The organism is Paenibacillus oleatilyticus, from assembly GCF_018998565.1.
In the GTDB taxonomy this organism is placed as follows: Bacteria; Bacillota; Bacilli; order Paenibacillales; family NBRC-103111; genus Paenibacillus_G; species Paenibacillus_G oleatilyticus.
In genome coordinates, this window is record NZ_JAHNZO010000006.1 from 104,493 (window position 1) to 121,093 (window position 16,601).

Sequence of the window (16,601 nt, forward strand, 5' to 3'; positions counted from 1 at the left end):
ACGCACATACGCACGCAGACAGTCTATCGCCGATTCCGCTTTCCCTTCTCCCATCCAGACTATACTGTCGGTCTCGGAATTGCACCGAGTCCACCGGCAACCAGAATTGGCTGCACGGGTCACGGACTGAGTTCGGCCTACACAAACCAGCCGAAACATCACCGCCGGTAGGGAATTTCACCCTGCCCCGAAGGTAAGCTGTATGAACTTGTGGTCTACCAGAAAAACATACCTAGCATTGATTGCAATAGTACCATCGCGAAGTAAAAATTGCAAGTTGCCTTTTGCCCTTAAACGGGGCCACATACCCTTTTCGCTTGCTCCCTAGCATTCGCCGAGACTCGTTTGTTAACTCTGACATAAAGTATAGAGAATCCAATAACAAAGGAGGACGAAGCGATGAACCGGACGGTTGTAAAAACGTTCAAGCATAAAGTAGGCAAAAATCAGTTTGTCATCATTAAAATTTTCCAGAAGGCGATCTCAAAAGTAAGACACGGCAATGCTTTGGCCAGCAATGCGGTTAACGTGAAAATATTCAAGAAACCGAAACTGCGAAAAGTATAATCATCCCTATCCTCTCGGGAAAGGAGGTGATGACCATGTCATTCAAAAAGGACAAAAAACATGACAAGAAAAGAAGCAAACACATTAAAGTCGACGTCTGGCAATCGAGCAAAGCAAGAGCAGGCCAGGGCAATGCCTTCGCAATCAACGCTTCCAATGTAAGTATCGTCAAGAAGAAAATCAACATCAAAAAGAATGTGTTTATCTTTAAGAAAAAAAGACACCACTAATCAAAAAACGCCGAATCCCTTTGCTTAACAGGGCTTCGGCGTTTTCTCGCGTCAAGACACGAAACCGATTAAACTTCCACGATTTGAACGGATTCCATTTTGTCGCGACCTTTGAACGCATCGACATGCTCCATGCCTTTGACGACTTTCCCGAACACGGTGTGCTGACCGTCCAAATGAGGCTGCGGCTGGTAGCAGATGTAGAACTGGCTGCCGCCGGTGTTGCGGCCGGCATGCGCCATGGCGAGCGTTCCGCGCTCATGCTTGTTCGGGTTGATCTCGCAGTTGATCGTATAGCCTGGGCCGCCGGTGCCTGTCGGAATAGGGTATATTATGTACCTATAATTATTTCAATTCAAATGGGAGAGCTATATCTAAGTATACATTATCTTTTTTAAACTTTAACTCTTTAATTATTTTTGAATACATCATCTTTTTCTGCTCAATTGGGGCATGCTTGTATTTGTCCTTCCATTCAAAGAATTCTTCTTTTAGTTTTTCTGAATTCGTCATTTCCAGTTTCGCACTATTTAGTTCATTTTCAATTTCTTTCTGTCTTATCTTATCTTTTTTAATTTCCTCTTCTTTTTTTAAAATTAACTCCTGTAATAATTCGCTACTAAATTTACTCTCCCCCATAATCACCTTGGTTACTTCTGCTTTTAGCATCCCTAGTTCTTTCTCCTTCTTCAATATTTCATTTTTTATTTGATTAATTTCTTTTCCCAATTTGCTAATAGCATCATGAATGAATTTTTTAGATTGTCCCTCAAATGATTTAATGTCTAATTTTGATATAAACTCAATGATTAATTGCTCCACCATATTTTCAAATTTTTTTGCAGAAAAATATTTTATTTCATGAGGAGACCTATTGTCTTTTGCATTATTACATGAATACCTTAGCACCTTGTAGCGTGAAACTTCCCCATTCTTTTTTGTATGATACTTTATACTATAATCTGCTTTCAATTTAATTCCGCAATAGCCACATTTAGCAATACCAGTGAATTGCATTCTCCCTTTCGTCGGATTATTTGCATTATTTGTGTCATTAAAATCTCTCGTCAACCTATTCGAGATATATTCTTGAACCTTCCAAAACTTATATTCTTCAATCATAACAAGTGATGGATTAAATGGTTGCAATAATATCTCTTCCTTGCTTTTTATACGATTGTTTTTGTCTACAGTATTAAATCTTTTGTATCCAATATAAACAGAATTTCGTAAAAGTCTCACAATGACATTACTTCTCCATTCACCACCCACCCTTGTTTTATAATTATGTTCATTTAGGTATGACGCGATTCTTTCAGAGCCAAATCCAGAGTAATAAGCAAGATCGAATATCTCTCTAATAATAATTGCCTCATCCTCAAAAATAGCCAATGCTTTTATCGTCTTGTCTTTTTTGGGATGTGGAATCTCTGTATCTATTACCTTGTATCCGTATGGTGGAGTTCCCCCCATGAATTGCCCTTCTTCGTTGTATTGCCTCATAAAATCACTTACTCGTTGAGATGTGCTTAAACTTTCTCCCTCAGACTGCCAAAATATAATACTGGTTGTTAATCTGGATGCATGTGTTTCTACGTTAAGATAATTCTCAACAGTGGAGTACGTTTTTACCCCATTATTAAATAACTCAAGAAGATATAGCGTGGTATCCATAAATAATCTACCAAGTCTGTCGCCTTTGTATATCAATAAAATGTCGAATTCTTTGTTTATTGCTGCTGCTAAAATGTAATTAAGAAGTTCTCGGTCCATCGCCTTATTCTTAAATGCTGAGACACCATTTTCACTAACTTCTTTTGTTAATTTCCAATGTGGTTGTGTTTCAATATATTTTCTGCATGAGGTCCTTTGTGTTGGAATTTCATCATTAGTTAATTGAGATTTGGTTGATACCCTATACAGTGTCCAAACCCTTAGAAAAGCTGTCATATCATTTCCTCCAATATGCATATTTTGCCTACATTATTATTATAAAATAAAAAAAGAAAATTCTCTACAAGATTTCTCTTGCAAAGAATTCTCCTACCTGTTTTATTGAGTTATTAATTTCATTAGAATCATCACTAAATTTTATAAGTACTTTAAATCCGTGGTTGTTTCTCTCACATGATAGTGTTCTATTTTCTCGATCATAATTATATTTTTCTTCATTAAAAAAAACTGGCTCCAACACTTTTCACCTTAGACTATTAATGATCTAGTCTTCCTTTACTGAAATTTTTTGAATTAAGCTTCCTATCCACTCATGATTCCTTTTCAATTTTGAAATATCGATATAATTTTTTCTCAAATAAATTTCGGATGAATGTTCTACAAATTCACTAATCAAATATGTATAATTAACTTTCTTTTTTAGATAATTAATTTGAATGCCAATGTTTTCACAGTCATCTCTATTTATTGTTGACTTTTTGCTCTCTTCAGCGAATATTAAAAAGTCATTAATATGTACAAAGTAAACTATATTGGGTTCAGATTTAGTCTTAAGATTTCGTTCTCTAAAATTTAAAACAAGCCCTGAAATTACTCCATCTTTTGTTGCAGCTTCCATCAATGCAATAACTTGATTATGTTTAATCATAACTTTTGTCTTCTCGTTTTGTGGTGTCTCATATGGTTTTATTGGATTAAAACTAATGGATGCGTCTTTTGTACTTTTTAATTCCAATAACCAAAGAAACGGTGGGCTAAACTGAAGACAATCATACGGATTTTCTGGCGTAAATGTAGATTTGTTTCCTCTATTCCATTTGGCAGCATCTCTCAAACGAAGATAATAAATAGGCAGATCTTTATAACTATTCTTCCAATTCTCCTCAAATCTCTTTCCTTCACTCGTTTTACTTTTATTACTCAATCAATCACTCCTCATTATTTTCAGCAATCATTTCTTTTGTCTCAGTAATTGCTATAAGACATCTCAATGATCTACAACAAACTAGTCCATAGTGTTCTAAAATTTCATCGCCTACGAATAAAGTTCTTCTACATAAATTATTTGCACATATAGAATATTCTTCTGGGGATTCACCCTCATCTGTATATTCAAATCGATCCAGTTATACCACCTCCTTTCTCATTTCTGAATGAAAGAGTGATTTTATCGGAATTTTCGTCTAAATAAACCAAGTAACTCCTTGATATTTTTGAAGGTGAATTGCTCAATCGAGTCATTTCTACCTCCTTCATTGTGTTCGTTCAGTTTTCACAAGGATAGTCCCATCTTCATTTACTTGAGAAATAAGTATTGTTGTATGCTTTACCTTTGAGTCAAAATATTTATGTGGCTTAAATTGAGATCCACGTCTATACCCTTGAATAACTAGTTTAGTGCCACGTGTAAACCAACTTTTCTCCAGTATTTCTTTTGAGCCGTCAGCCTTGGATCTAGACACTTGTTTATTATAGTGAGCAAAGGCACCGTCGTAATATTTAACCGTTACCACTCCATCAGTTGTTAAAAGGGTGACCGTGTGTTTGTTTTTGTTCCGATCAAGAACAGTGCCAGCAATGCAAGTTAATTTGAATTTTGGTCTTTGCTTTCCTTTTGAAGTGTAGTGTCCAATAATAACAGGTTCTTCTGACAATGAATTAAAGTCTTGAATTCCATACATTTTTTTATCGATATGTTTCAATTCGTGTTCAGTATAATAAAACGATAATGAATCCATTTCCCATTTACTTAGGTTACCTGAAGCGTTCTTTTGAAACTCTTGTTCATATAAATAATGATTTACATCACTCAATGTGTCTTCATTTTGAAGCCAATCCTTTATACCATTCATTTTATTATCGTATTCTTTTTTGAATATTTTCTCTGAGATAATAGGTAGCCCATTTTCATATTCAACAATGCCATCACTGGTAAATTGCTCATAATAAAAATCAGTTGAAATTTTATCTAATTTGTAAAGTTTATTTTTATCCTCTTCTCGAAACACCTTTTTGGTAACATATTTTCTAAACTTGTATAGTCGCTGATAAAGTTGATGTTCCTCAGGTATTAGGTTATTTTCAATAAGCATATTGAAATTTTGCATTGTAAGCTTCTCTTTTGACGTATGAATTTTTGAAGCAATAAATTGTTTCATCAATCCAACTCTATCTCCAAAGGAATCAAAACAACCTGCCTTAATCAATTGCAATACCTGAGATTTCTTTACTTGACCGGAATCATACATTCTTTCCATGAAATCATTAAGTGATTTATATGGTCTGTTTGCCACTAGCAAAGACGCAAGTTCATCTCCAATACCAACAAGACCTTTGAATCCATAAATTATTCGTCTAGTTTCAAAATCGGGCTTAAAACCGAATGAAGCTTTATTAATGTCAGGTAGGCCAATCTTTACTCCATGCTGTTGCATCATGCCTATTGCTGCTGCAACTTTTCCGTAGTTTGTAGACTTGTTTTTCTTTTCTTCTTCATCCTCGTCTTCGTCTTCTTCAGTGCTTGCTGAATTTACAGTTAAACAAGCCGTGTTCCAGTAGAGAGGATCATATTTAAAATAAATGTTAAGTTCTTGAAGAGCTATCAGACTATATGCCAAGGTGTGTAGTAAAGAGAAAGAATCCATTTTACCCCCTCTTTCGAGGTACTTTAACACTCATTAATTTGAGTGGGAGTAGACTATATCTTCATCCACACCATAATAATTTGTTTTATACATCCATTTGAAACCAGAATAACGATTTCTATTTCCTTTGCAAACCTGCGAAATCATGCCATTATCAATTTTATTCAGTTCTTTATATGCCTCTGTAATTGTTTCATATTCAGTAATATACTGACCGTCCAATGTGAGTTTTACGACACCATTATTATATTGTACTATCTTCTTACTAATGTCTTTTATGTCATGAGAATCATTTTTATATCTCCACTGAAATCTACCGGAGAACATATTTCTTCTCAAAACACTTGCACTTATAGAACTTACGTTAATTCCTGTTTTCCTTGCTGCTTCAGAGATTGATATATAAGTTGCAATATAATTTCCTTTTAGATCATATTGCTCCACTTCTTTGGATGTTGGAACTAATCCATGATCAAAAGCATGTTTCATGTTTTGGGATTGTGTAACCCATTCAAGATTAGTTGCATTATTATTTCTCTTATTTCCATCTTTATGATTTACATGAAGAAGTAAACTTCCCTCAACAAAATATTCTGCAACTAATCTGTGCGCATATCTGTAATAAGCAGTATTATTTATTTTTAAACAATATTGATTGTAACCATTCTTTTTATTATATTTGGGCTTAAGAATTCCTTTATTCTTCCAATCTAGTCTAAATACATTTCTGCATCTTCCAAAATTTGAAATTTCATAATTTGTTTTCTTGTTCTTTATGTATATTCTTTTCCATTCTTCCACTCTGTCACCTCCTTTGGTGTGGATGTGTGGCACTTCGCAAGCAGGAATCGCACCTGCAAGCTACTTCCTTTCGGAATAGTCGTTTAACCTTCCCTGCAAGGGCTTGGCACAGGATCACCGTTTCCAAGGATTTAGGCTTCCCCTGTTAGCCTTATCACTAACAAGTCATTTCCTACTTGAACTAACGTTGATAAGACACCTTGTTTTTTCCAAGTTCACCACATTTTTAACTATGTATTACTACATAGTGGAGCATTTACTACCCCTCTTGTCGCTTGATCTGCACATTCCAGACGTAATTCAATAACGCTTCTGAAGCTCCAACTGACTTCCCCTTTCTGTAAAAGATATCTCGAACTTCTTTCATATCTTTTTCAGACTTTTTTGCTATTGCTTTTCTTAATTTATTTGATAATGCTACATCAAAAGCAGCTACCTTTTCATCCATAACTATTTGCATTACCACTTCTTGGGTATCTGCAACTCCATAGATATCCTTCAAATACTTCTCCATGGTTGTTATGTCTTCTTCATTTAGATCATGACTAGACATCTCTTCATACCAAAGAGAGATATCATTTTTAAATCGTACATATTGGTCAACAGGCTGCTCATTTCCTCCATCACTCATTAGTCGCATCAGAGAGTTTGCAACTGCTGTTTCTAATAAATTTGATGGCTTCACCTTCTTGGCTGTCTCAATTCCTATCTGAGTATTAAATTGGAAAAGATCTATCACTTCTCCCTCGCCAAGTTTTTTCCACATCTCTGGGTTTTCATATTCAAGGGTATTAGGATGAAAATATTTGTTATATGTTGCACGCAAACTGCCCTGCCATTCAATTTCTCCATATTCAACCAACAGGTTCATGGTTTCCCTTATTTTATCTAGAGCTTCAATTGTCAAAAGATCGTATTTTACATTTCCTAAATATTCACTATCACCCATTGAGAATTGAGTTATCCACTGACCATTTGGAGCTTTCATCATTGCATTGCTTTCAATAAAATCACCATTAAATATATATATACCACCAGCATGAATACTTCGTTTATTTTCTATCCCTTCAATTTTTAGAGCTACTTCTTTTAAATTTTCATATTTATTTATTTCATTTATAAATTCTTGAACAGGCTCCCTTTGTTTTTCTTCATTTCCAATTAGACAATCAGAAAGCGACCAGTTGCTACCTCTTTCGAACGGAATTAAAGAGGCAATATGCATTCCAATGTCGTTATCTATACCTAACCCACGACATGCCGTAAGTATTGCACTTTTAGAGCCTTCAGTGCCAAACGTTGCAATATTGAGTACACGGCGTTCGCCAAACCTAGATTTAAAAGCCTTTAGGATTGTCAACCTTTTTGAACCTTCCGTATCGATATCTATATCCGGCATATCTGGTCGTGAATGATGTAAATGTCTCCAGTGTGGAAGGTTATAATCCATCGGGTTAAACTGAGTAATATCGAGTAGATAGTTAATCAAGAAACCCGCTGCTGATCCACGCGCAATTCCTACTAAGCTATTCCCTCCACAATCATCCCAAATAATATTAATAATTTCACGGACAGTAATATAATAGGAGGACATTGTTTGCTTTAAGGCTTCAGTGATCTTCCATAACTCTTCAAGTTCAATGTCAATCCTGTGTAAAATTTTATGAAAATATTCTCTTGTGAGTAAATTTCTTGGAAACTTATCATCAAAACCGTCTTCAATAAGTTTCATTAAATATCTATCTTGTTCTTCATTTGAGTTAGCCATCAAAGCTATGTATTGATATTTATCATATGCTGGTTTGAATAAATGTCTTAAATTGAATTCTGGCAACTCAATCTTGGGTATTACTGGATCATGAAAAAGATCATACTCTTCGATCATATCACCAATCATTAATGTGTTATGTATTGCTTCTGTGATTTGCTCTTGAGTTAGACTTCCTTCATGTCCTAAACGTTTAATAATCTCATCAATACTTTGAACAAAACATGCTTCGTAAAAACTTTCTGTTTCACGCTCGCCATCTTTTGAATTTAAATAGGCTTTATGTATAATTAAATCTTCTGGTCTTAAAAAATGTGAATCAGTTGCGACGATGGTCTTTAGACGATAATAATTGGCAATCTTGATAGCTCTTTGATTAAATGTAATCTGTTCCTTTGATAATGCTGGTTGTAATTCGATAAAGAATTTGTCTATTCCAAAAACATTGATGCACCAATTAATAAATTCATCAATTTCTTCTTTTAATTCACTAATAGCTTCTGCATCTTTTATTTCTTTTCGTTCTTCTTCAATTAATTTAAGAGTATTGATAGCTAGTTCCCCACCAAGACAAGCTGAAGTCGCAATAAGATGTCCTTTATCCTTATTAACAATATCAGCGAGCACTTGTTTTTCTGTAGGTACGCGCTCCATTAATCCTGTCGTGAAACTATTGCTCCAAGCTATTGAGGATAGTTCCCTTAGCTGTTTGTGACCAGTTGAATCGCATGCAAGTAGAATAAAGTGAGGAAATTTTGTAACTCCACTCTGATAATTGTCACGAACGTCTTCAAGCGAATCAACCAAATAAATTTCATTACCAAGAATAAGCTTAAAATCCTCTGGCATCTCTCCTTTTTTCTTCATTTCTTTCGTTACTTTTATAGCTTCTACGTGTGCCGATAACACTTCATGATCAGTGATCGCTAAGCCTTTATAATTTAGTTTCGCTGCTGTTTTGATTAAATCCTTTGTTTTGTTTATTGAATCAACTAAACGAATATTGGACTTAGCAGTATGATTATGAAGACCAATGTATCCACAACATTTCTCCAAACATTTACCTCCTTCAAACACGGCGTATGATAACCATGTTCTCAATTAACTTAAATATAAGCTATAAAGGATTCCTTTTAGCGACATTAACCTGTCCAAATATTATTTTCAAAATAGCATTCTGGACACCATTCATAATAGATCGTAATCATAACTGAATTACCTTTGCCATCCTCAAGTTCAAGATCCTTGTATCTTGCCTCTGTCATCTCTCCACAACCATTTGGACACTGCTCCATTTGACCAACTCCCCATGCAATTGTTCTTTCACTTGCTTTCATTATTAAATGGACACTTGTCGGGAATGGCTGATTTATCATACCAGTCTAATAACCATAAACATCTTCTTTCAAAAGCTTACAATGAATCTTTCTAACATCTTCCCATGAATCAGGAGTCCACACTTTCTTAACTTCAGCATGTGGGCATTTATCGCAGGATTCAATCTCCACCGAAACTATAATTTTTTTCTCCCCCCAAAACTCATGTAAAATAACTCTTTTATTCGCTTAATCTTCAAATGGACATCCTTCTTCTTCTTCATTGACCCATTTCATATACTCATCCTTTGGAACCTCTCTAACAACAAAACACTTCTTAGCAAGAATGTTATTGTCGTATTTCTTCTGAAAATCATCATATTCAATTTTCACTTCAAGTAGAGCACCATTAAATTTATATGAGGACTTATCAATTTCATTTTTCTCATTGAAGTATAGGAAATCACCTTTTGCTTCTGCAATCTCGCCAATTTTATAAGTAAAATTACTATCCCAATGGCTTTTATATGTATTGTCTTCCTTTTCAACAAATTTATAAAACTTATTATTTTCTATGTATTCTTTTCCTGAAACTTCATCATAAAACGCTGGTTTAAGTGCCAATACACTAAGTGTATTATTATATCTAATTTTATATACTTTATCTTTAATTGTTGTGATCTTAATGTTCTTCTTTTTAATTGTATCAATAACGTCATCTAAATCATCAAATTTAACTTCTTCAGGTTTCTTGAAATAATCCTCATCAAGACACAAATCTTCAATTTTATCAATTACCTTATCTAGACTAAACTCTTCACCTTCACTGAATTTGATAATTTTGTCGTAATTAATACCATACATACCACCCAAATGATCTTTTAGCTGCTCCGCGTTTTTGATATCCAGATCCATGCACTTCATTGCAATGCGTAGGAATTCTGGCTTTGAAATAGTGTAAGATTTGTTATTGTATTTATGAACTCTTAACAATGAAACAACCGGGAAGGCTGTATTTTTATTAAACTTAATAATTCTCTGGGAATTATGTTTTAGGAATTCTTCATGTAAAGTAAATTGTTCTGTCTCAAAATCGAAAGCCCCCATACATACAGTAAAATCGAATGAGTCAAAAATTTCTTGAGCACTTTCAAAAAAATTGAAATGAATCACTTGTATTTCTTTGTCTTCCACTCTCATCAAAATTGATTTCTTGGTCAGCATATTAATCCAATCATCACGATCTTCCCAGCTATCCTCAACAAATTTAACACATAAATCTTCATTTCTAAAGTAAATATCCAGATCATTGATTTTTGTGCCTGTAAAAAGACTTGTAATGGCACCTCCAGCAATAAAACATTTATGCATTTTCAGTCGATTCACTAGCGCAGTTCCCAGATAGTCATACAGTTTATTCTTTTCAAACTGGTACAATTTTCGATTGCTTGTTTCAATATGATTTTTAACAGCTTCTTCTACTACATTCAAAAGATTATTTGACATTTACATTTCTCCTTTTTTATTTTTATATAAAATGATACTTTTATTGGCTTATATTTCCACTTGAAAACTGATATAATAAAATTATTGAAGCATGAGGAGGAAAGCCCATGACTAATTATTCAATCAATTTTATTAACAACTCAAATCGTGATTCCAGTATAGTCATATTTCAACAGGTACCAAATACGAATCAGATAGCGTCAATTTCCCTAGCTTGGAAAACATTTGATACACCAGCAAATTCTACGCTTACATGGAATATTGATTATAGTCAGTTTACTAATAATTTATTCATAGGGGCTACTGATAAAGAAAACAGTGGTGCAACATTAAATCAAAAAGACTTGATGAGTATTCAACCACTTGATCTTCAATCAACAGATATCAATCTTGAACTGAACTATGAAGGTAATAAGATAGTCATTCGTGAGACAAGCAATAATAACGATGAGGGGCTATAGCCTCTCTTTTTACTCAAATGGGTATTCAGAAAAGTAATTCTGTAATCAGTGATGCTTCTGATGGAAATCTCTCATATATGTATTTAGTTAATTTTTGAATGTCTGAATTTGAATGCTCGTCGTTTCGTTTAAGCATTGCAATTCGACAGTAATTAAACATCCAGTTGAGCAGTTTTACTTGTTTTTCATTTAAGCCTGTCTTAATTTCATCATAAGATACTATACCTCTGATTTCATCCTGTGTTGTCTCCTCCTCCCACCAATCATAATCCTCACCTTTTCTGAAATATGCAATATGTATTGATCCACTTTCTGTTGTTACTATATACTTCTGATCATATTTTTTCATTTCATTCACCCCAAGATTCTATAGGATGAAATAGATGTGGTACGATATATGGTTCTTGCTCTTCTCCGTCTGGTTCACTGTTCTGAACGAGCATGAACATATTTTTAATGCGATGGTGTTTTGGCAACTCTTTGTGCAATGCATCGTAGCCACTTAATTCAACAGGAATCTCAACAAATTCTTCAGTATAATACTTCCCACTTGGCTTAAAATATGTAACTTTTACTTTTTTCATATTAACTAACTCTTCCTTTTCGTTTTTCGGCAACTTCTTAACATTGATTATTAAATTGTATTTAATCCCTATGAAATCTAGTTTTTATTGGAATCTAGTTCAACTGCCTCTACATTCTTAATTGTAAAAAAATGAGGTTCATTATTTGTCTTCTTTAACCATTCTTTAAATGTCTCTGTCAACATATTACTTAGCATTTTTTCATCCTCATTTTTTACTTTTTCAAGCCATGATTCTGCCCAATGACCACATTGATCGTATGCTTGCTCTTGAGCAGATTCAATGGCATGCCATGCATCAATATAATAATCTGGATAGAATATTTGACCTACGTTAAATGAAGTACCCTCATACTTTTCTCCTTCATAATCTTTATAGCCATCTGGCTCTGTAAAGTTTTTGCGACCCGCTTCAATCGCTTCTTCTTTTGTATCAAATTCTCCTTCATCACATCGCCAGCTCTCATTATCTTGACCAGCATTATACATCCATTTACTAACCATTTCATTCATTTTTATACTCTCCTTTTTCTAACGAAATTCAAATTTTATTGGCATTTAACTTGTTTGGCCTCCTTATCTTTTGTATCATGAATGATTGAGGAGGTGGAATCATGTTAAAAGTAAAAATCTCTATTGATGACGGGGCTGGTAAAAAAGCTGATATTGAAATTAATGAAACTGATAACTTAAGTAAGTTAGTGATTATTCAAAATGTGTTTCAGCTCTTTGGAATAGATTCAGATATCATGGAGATGGCGAAAAATTATCAAAGAATTGGTGAAGCCTACAGTGCCTTTTTTAATCAAATTGAACCAATAGAACCAACAACAATAAATAAGATTGAATCGGACATGAATGAAATTAAAGAAAAACTAATTCAAGGGTTTACTGAAAATAAAGAAGAATTAGAAACTACATACAAGGAAACAGACGATCAACCTGAATTTATTAGAACAGGTATTAGAGAAAGAGAAGACGGAACTAAACTCTATCGCTTACACTACAAATGCATCGCATGCTGGAACAGGGGAAACTATTGGGTTTATCAGGACTCAAAAAGAACTTGGTGTCATAGATGTCAACATGAACTAAATGTTTACCCAGCACATCCTGAAGGCTTTCCCAATCGTGATACATTTGGAAATTTCTTTGTAGCTGGCGATTTTAAAGATTGGAATCTTAATTGGAGTTAGGTGAAAACCTATCTCCGTTTTTATTGTTATAAAATGGAGTTATTTATTGACTTATCGATAACTAAAAGTTGTATAACCTGTTTCATACATGATCCCTCCCGTAGATGTATCAACAATTTTCATGCTGTTTACTGTAACAAACTTTCGATTCATAACTTCATGGATTTCAGACATAGCGCGAGTTTCACTAATGAATCCGCCAATCCACCGACGATATATTTGTTCAAATGCATTTATCCTTTGATTCATATCTTCTCCTCTCCTGACGAAAGTCGCCCTTTATCGCAATTGAATTTTTTGAGAAAAATCTAAAAACTTAATAATTCTATTGGATTGTCTTCTCTTCCTATAATCAAAAGACAATCTCTTATGTTCAGCTATTCCATAAAAGATATCCTCGCACATCTCTACTGTGTAATAAAGTAATGTTGGTAGGATCATGTATACAATCTTCGTAATTTCTTTAGCTTCTTCAAAATCAGTGAAAACATAATTTAAATCCCCATCTCTCGTTATTCTAATTCCCTCTCCTCTGGTTGTGACGATATGCAAACTCTTATTCCAGAAATTATCCAGACTTCCTATATTCGACGAATATCTCGTATTATAAATCGAGTCTGAAGACATAATTACACAACCAGATTTCTTTACAGCCTTATCAATTATTGACTTTTTCTGATATTCTTTAAGGTGATCCGGGGCATATACATTTGCTTGTTTGTACAGTAATCGGTCTATTAGTTCACTTGGGTTAACATACAACCATTCTATAAGCATGAGATTATCTTTTAGTGGTTTTCTTAATAGAGTCAGTGCTATGTTGTAATTCATTTGAGTTAAACTTCTTAGTGCTTCATTAATAAAATTGCAAAAATCTCTTACTAAATAAAGAAAGTATCTTTTATAGGAATGCTCTTCATAAACACCTTTAAACTTTTCATCCAACAACCATGCATTACCTGAAAAATCATATTTATACATATCTTCTTCCGAAATTCTTACATTTGTTTTTACATAATTCTCATTATATCCTAGCCTTATTATCCAATTTAGATTATTTAAATAACTGGCACATATATTATTGCATAGTATTATTTTCTTTTTATCGTTCAACTTACCATTCCTCCAAAATTTCATTGAGATGCATCTTTTATTTATAAAATTAATAATGTACACTTTAATATGATTAAAAAAAATAGACATGAAGCTTTTATTTATATACACTAAGATTACTTCTGCAAATGATTATATTTATATTTTGCAACTTGGGAAGCCATTTCGGAAACAAACTTCTCAAGATTTTTGAAGCAATATTCCTTTTGTTCTACATTTTCGGCTTTATCCAATTGCTGCGTCCAATAAATTACTTGGGATCGAAGTGTTTCTAAATTTCTACAAGCATCAATTTTTTCCTTGAGTTCCAATTTAATCATCCTCCACAATTTGAAGATACCACAACACATATTGTGTTGTAAACCTATGATTGTGTTGAAATAATTAATATTTCTTTAGGATCTATATAATATGTGTTGGTGATGCTGATGGAGTTACATGTTAAGCTTAGAAATGAACGAGAAAGACGTAACTGGACGCAGAAGTATCTCTGCATGCTTATAGGAATCAATCCAACAACATATTCAAATTGGGAACAAGGTTCTCGAAAACCAGATCTTGAAGCACTTATTAAGTTGGCTGACCTATATGAAATCACTCTTGATAAATTGGTTGGACGAGATTTTAATCAGCATAAAGAACCAGTAAAAGTCGATTTAGAGCTGTTGCAATTTTTTGCTGAAGTCCAAGCCTCACCTAGCCAAAAGAGAGATGAAATCATGAGATACTGGAAATACATTAATAATCTTAATTAGAGGGAGACTTTTATGCTTCGTACATATAATTTCACAGGCGGCGATGATTATTTCATTGTTCGAATGAAATCTATTCCAAGTTATGATGCAACTCCAAGGAATGTGTTTGATTACGTCATAATTTTTAAGTTTAAGCAACAAGATGATAACTGCTTAATTGAACTTAACCTTGTAAACAAAAAATCAATTGATTTATTCGAATTAAATTCTAAAAATGTCAAGTACATTGAATATACTGGTGGATCATTAAAAATAAATGAATTTATCGAGATAAAAAAAGTACCTGAAGAATTTCAAACCAATTTTATTGCGACGGTATCTAATGTTATCATAAAGAGGAATGATTTAACCCACATTACGAATCTAAACATACTGCTTTTCACTGACTATACTGGAAAAGATGCCAAAAGATTAAATGTGGGTACTCCTTCATCTTTTTCACCATTGTTTCAAGTCGAGTATAGAATCAATCGCCTTGATATCAAAATCGATGAAAACTATTCGGCCATCACTGCTCTTCGTAATATAAGAGAAAATAATTATCAGGAAGTAATAAATGCTCTTCAAAAAAACATTGAAAAGCTTGAATTGGAACAAAGTTTTTTAATCAATGAGTATCAGAAATTGTACATCTCCCTATTTTAAAATAGCGGAGTTCTTTTTTTCTCAATAAAACAAGTATTTTATCCTAATTTTCTACAACTTAATATGTATTTTTTATTTATCTTTGAAATTAGATGTTCATCATACTTCTCATAATAACTTTCAAAACAATTCTTAGCGTATGCTTGTTTCTTTTTACCTTTCATTCATTCCCTCGATTCCCACAAGATTAACACTTTTATCGCCTACATATGTCGCTTTGACTTTACCACTTTGGATAATTTCATCAAGTAATTCTCTTGTGAATATATATTTTTTATTTTCAAATTCATATTTAACATTAAAATATGGATGGATTGATCTTATCTGTTTTCCTTCATAACATCTATCCATAAAAAACTGTGCAGCCTCAGAAGTCACTTATTCATCCTCCCATGAATGTTATTTTGATAAAAAAGATTAAGTTAAGAGCCATATGAGAAAGAATGTTTATTGCAATATTATTTGTCCGTTTATAAGCCCAACACCAAACAAGTCCTATGGCAAGAAATCCAATCCAGCCAGCGTAATTGTAATGACTCAATGCGAAGATCAGAGAACTCAACACAGCTCCAGCCCAAAATCCAAACTTTTTATCTAAGTATCCGAATATGACTTTTCTGTAGATGATCTCTTCGTTTACTGATGAAAATATTACAGACATTACAGGAGCAGCAACCATGTGATATGCAAAACTAATGTCTGGCGAGCTGATTCCGATCAATTGAATAGCAATATTTGCGATTGCTTGCCCAATAGCTCCAATGATCAAGGTTTGATAAGTTAATATCCAAAAATATCTATCTTTTATGTATTTGTTAAAATCAAATTCTACTATTTCGTTTCTGAAAGCAAAACAAATTGCTATAAAGTTTATAAGCGGAAATAAAACAATAGTGTAATTACTTGGATAAGCAGCCATGGTCCAAAGTAGCATAAAGAAAATCAATAATACCAAAAGTTTTTTATTTATGAGAATCTCCCTTTCACTGTCTTATTACTTTTTAATAATTAATATTCAGTCGATGTTTATGGCCTCACCTCTCTATAAAAGAATAACTAACA

At 33.4% G+C, this 16,601-nt stretch carries 21 protein-coding genes, 1 pseudogene and 1 riboswitch; of the genes and pseudogenes, 6 read left to right on the forward strand and 16 right to left on the reverse strand.

Translation table 11 applies throughout. The features are described 5' to 3' along the window. Positions 1-38: 38 nt before the first annotated feature. Positions 39-199, reverse strand: a riboswitch (FMN riboswitch). A 200-nt stretch (positions 200-399) separates the two neighbouring features. Together KQX66_RS09735 and KQX66_RS09740 are read left to right on the forward strand one after the other, a co-directional pair. Beyond that, positions 400-567, forward strand: a complete 168-nt coding sequence (locus KQX66_RS09735; RefSeq protein ID WP_216792259.1) for a hypothetical protein — start codon at positions 400-402, stop codon at positions 565-567. A gap of 35 nt (positions 568-602) precedes the next feature. Beyond that, the gene (locus KQX66_RS09740; protein WP_216792260.1) at positions 603-797 is read left to right on the forward strand and encodes a hypothetical protein; all 195 of its coding nucleotides are present in this window, start codon (positions 603-605) and stop codon (positions 795-797) included. A 68-nt stretch (positions 798-865) separates the two neighbouring features. On the opposite strand, the pseudogene KQX66_RS09745 reads toward KQX66_RS09740, so the two are convergent. The 8 genes and pseudogenes from KQX66_RS09745 to KQX66_RS09780 all read right to left on the reverse strand — a co-directional run. Continuing rightward, a pseudogene (locus tag KQX66_RS09745) lies at positions 866-1,123 on the reverse strand (peptidylprolyl isomerase); the annotation flags it as partial. Between the two features lie 19 nt (positions 1,124-1,142). Beyond that, on the reverse strand, positions 1,143-2,747 hold the full coding sequence (locus tag KQX66_RS09750; RefSeq protein WP_216792261.1) for a recombinase family protein: 1,605 nt from the start codon (positions 2,745-2,747) through the stop codon (positions 1,143-1,145). Between the two features lie 268 nt (positions 2,748-3,015). Beyond that, positions 3,016-3,675, reverse strand: coding sequence for a hypothetical protein (locus KQX66_RS09755; protein ID WP_216792262.1), 660 nt, complete (start codon positions 3,673-3,675; stop codon positions 3,016-3,018). Between the two features lie 328 nt (positions 3,676-4,003). After that, the gene (locus KQX66_RS09760) at positions 4,004-5,395 is read right to left on the reverse strand and encodes a helix-hairpin-helix domain-containing protein (RefSeq protein ID WP_253957044.1); all 1,392 of its coding nucleotides are present in this window, start codon (positions 5,393-5,395) and stop codon (positions 4,004-4,006) included. Positions 5,396-5,428: 33 nt separating this feature from the next. Then, complete coding sequence (locus KQX66_RS38090; protein ID WP_216792263.1) at positions 5,429-6,196, reverse strand: NUMOD1 domain-containing DNA-binding protein; 768 nt, start codon at positions 6,194-6,196, stop codon at positions 5,429-5,431. Between the two features lie 259 nt (positions 6,197-6,455). Further along, on the reverse strand, positions 6,456-9,020 hold the full coding sequence (locus tag KQX66_RS09770; protein ID WP_253957045.1) for a PHP domain-containing protein: 2,565 nt from the start codon (positions 9,018-9,020) through the stop codon (positions 6,456-6,458). 86 nt (positions 9,021-9,106) lie between these two features. Then, positions 9,107-9,301, reverse strand: coding sequence for a hypothetical protein (locus KQX66_RS09775; protein WP_216792264.1), 195 nt, complete (start codon positions 9,299-9,301; stop codon positions 9,107-9,109). A 228-nt stretch (positions 9,302-9,529) separates the two neighbouring features. Beyond that, positions 9,530-10,786 (reverse strand): Gabija anti-defense Gad2 family protein, encoded by a 1,257-nt coding sequence (locus KQX66_RS09780; RefSeq protein WP_216792265.1) that lies wholly within the window; start codon positions 10,784-10,786, stop codon positions 9,530-9,532. A 107-nt stretch (positions 10,787-10,893) separates the two neighbouring features. Here KQX66_RS09780 and KQX66_RS09785 point away from each other — a divergent pair, with 107 nt between their 5' ends. Continuing rightward, positions 10,894-11,247, forward strand: a complete 354-nt coding sequence (locus tag KQX66_RS09785; RefSeq protein WP_216792266.1) for a RhiA family protein — start codon at positions 10,894-10,896, stop codon at positions 11,245-11,247. A gap of 25 nt (positions 11,248-11,272) precedes the next feature. Here the strand turns inward: KQX66_RS09785 and KQX66_RS09790 are convergent, their stop codons facing one another. The 3 genes from KQX66_RS09790 to KQX66_RS09800 all read right to left on the reverse strand — a co-directional run bounded on the left by KQX66_RS09790 (position 11,273) and on the right by KQX66_RS09800 (position 12,343). After that, entirely contained in the window at positions 11,273-11,596 is a 324-nt protein-coding gene (locus KQX66_RS09790) for a hypothetical protein (RefSeq protein ID WP_216792267.1), read from the reverse strand. A gap of 1 nt (position 11,597) precedes the next feature. Beyond that, a complete protein-coding gene (locus KQX66_RS09795; RefSeq protein WP_216792268.1) occupies positions 11,598-11,831 on the reverse strand; it encodes a hypothetical protein in 234 nt (77 codons plus the stop codon). Positions 11,832-11,908: 77 nt separating this feature from the next. Continuing rightward, complete coding sequence (locus KQX66_RS09800; protein WP_216792269.1) at positions 11,909-12,343, reverse strand: hypothetical protein; 435 nt, start codon at positions 12,341-12,343, stop codon at positions 11,909-11,911. Positions 12,344-12,444: 101 nt separating this feature from the next. On the opposite strand from KQX66_RS09800, the gene KQX66_RS09805 reads away from it, so the two are divergent. Then, complete coding sequence (locus KQX66_RS09805; RefSeq protein WP_216792270.1) at positions 12,445-13,026, forward strand: hypothetical protein; 582 nt, start codon at positions 12,445-12,447, stop codon at positions 13,024-13,026. A gap of 51 nt (positions 13,027-13,077) precedes the next feature. On the opposite strand, the gene KQX66_RS09810 is transcribed toward KQX66_RS09805, so the two are convergent. The 3 genes from KQX66_RS09810 to KQX66_RS09820 all read right to left on the reverse strand — a co-directional run bounded on the left by KQX66_RS09810 (position 13,078) and on the right by KQX66_RS09820 (position 14,450). Continuing rightward, a complete protein-coding gene (locus tag KQX66_RS09810) occupies positions 13,078-13,275 on the reverse strand; it encodes a hypothetical protein (protein ID WP_216792271.1) in 198 nt (65 codons plus the stop codon). 30 nt (positions 13,276-13,305) lie between these two features. Beyond that, positions 13,306-14,139: a hypothetical protein gene (locus KQX66_RS09815; protein ID WP_216792272.1), complete on the reverse strand. Its 834-nt coding sequence runs from the start codon at positions 14,137-14,139 to the stop codon at positions 13,306-13,308. Positions 14,140-14,255: 116 nt separating this feature from the next. Beyond that, positions 14,256-14,450 carry a hypothetical protein gene (locus tag KQX66_RS09820; protein WP_216792273.1) on the reverse strand — a complete coding sequence of 65 codons (195 nt, stop codon included), beginning with the start codon at positions 14,448-14,450 and terminating at the stop codon, positions 14,256-14,258. A 111-nt stretch (positions 14,451-14,561) separates the two neighbouring features. Between KQX66_RS09820 and KQX66_RS09825 the strand changes: the two genes are divergently transcribed. Together KQX66_RS09825 and KQX66_RS09830 are read left to right on the forward strand one after the other, a co-directional pair. Continuing rightward, a complete protein-coding gene (locus KQX66_RS09825; RefSeq protein WP_253957067.1) occupies positions 14,562-14,894 on the forward strand; it encodes a helix-turn-helix domain-containing protein in 333 nt (110 codons plus the stop codon). 12 nt (positions 14,895-14,906) lie between these two features. Then, a complete protein-coding gene (locus KQX66_RS09830) occupies positions 14,907-15,539 on the forward strand; it encodes a hypothetical protein (protein ID WP_216792275.1) in 633 nt (210 codons plus the stop codon). 153 nt (positions 15,540-15,692) lie between these two features. Here the strand turns inward: KQX66_RS09830 and KQX66_RS09835 are convergent, their stop codons facing one another. Then, positions 15,693-15,917 (reverse strand): hypothetical protein, encoded by a 225-nt coding sequence (locus tag KQX66_RS09835; RefSeq protein ID WP_216792276.1) that lies wholly within the window; start codon positions 15,915-15,917, stop codon positions 15,693-15,695. Positions 15,918-15,921: 4 nt separating this feature from the next. Beyond that, on the reverse strand, positions 15,922-16,458 hold the full coding sequence (locus KQX66_RS09840; RefSeq protein WP_216792277.1) for a CPBP family intramembrane glutamic endopeptidase: 537 nt from the start codon (positions 16,456-16,458) through the stop codon (positions 15,922-15,924). Positions 16,459-16,601: the final 143 nt, after the last annotated feature.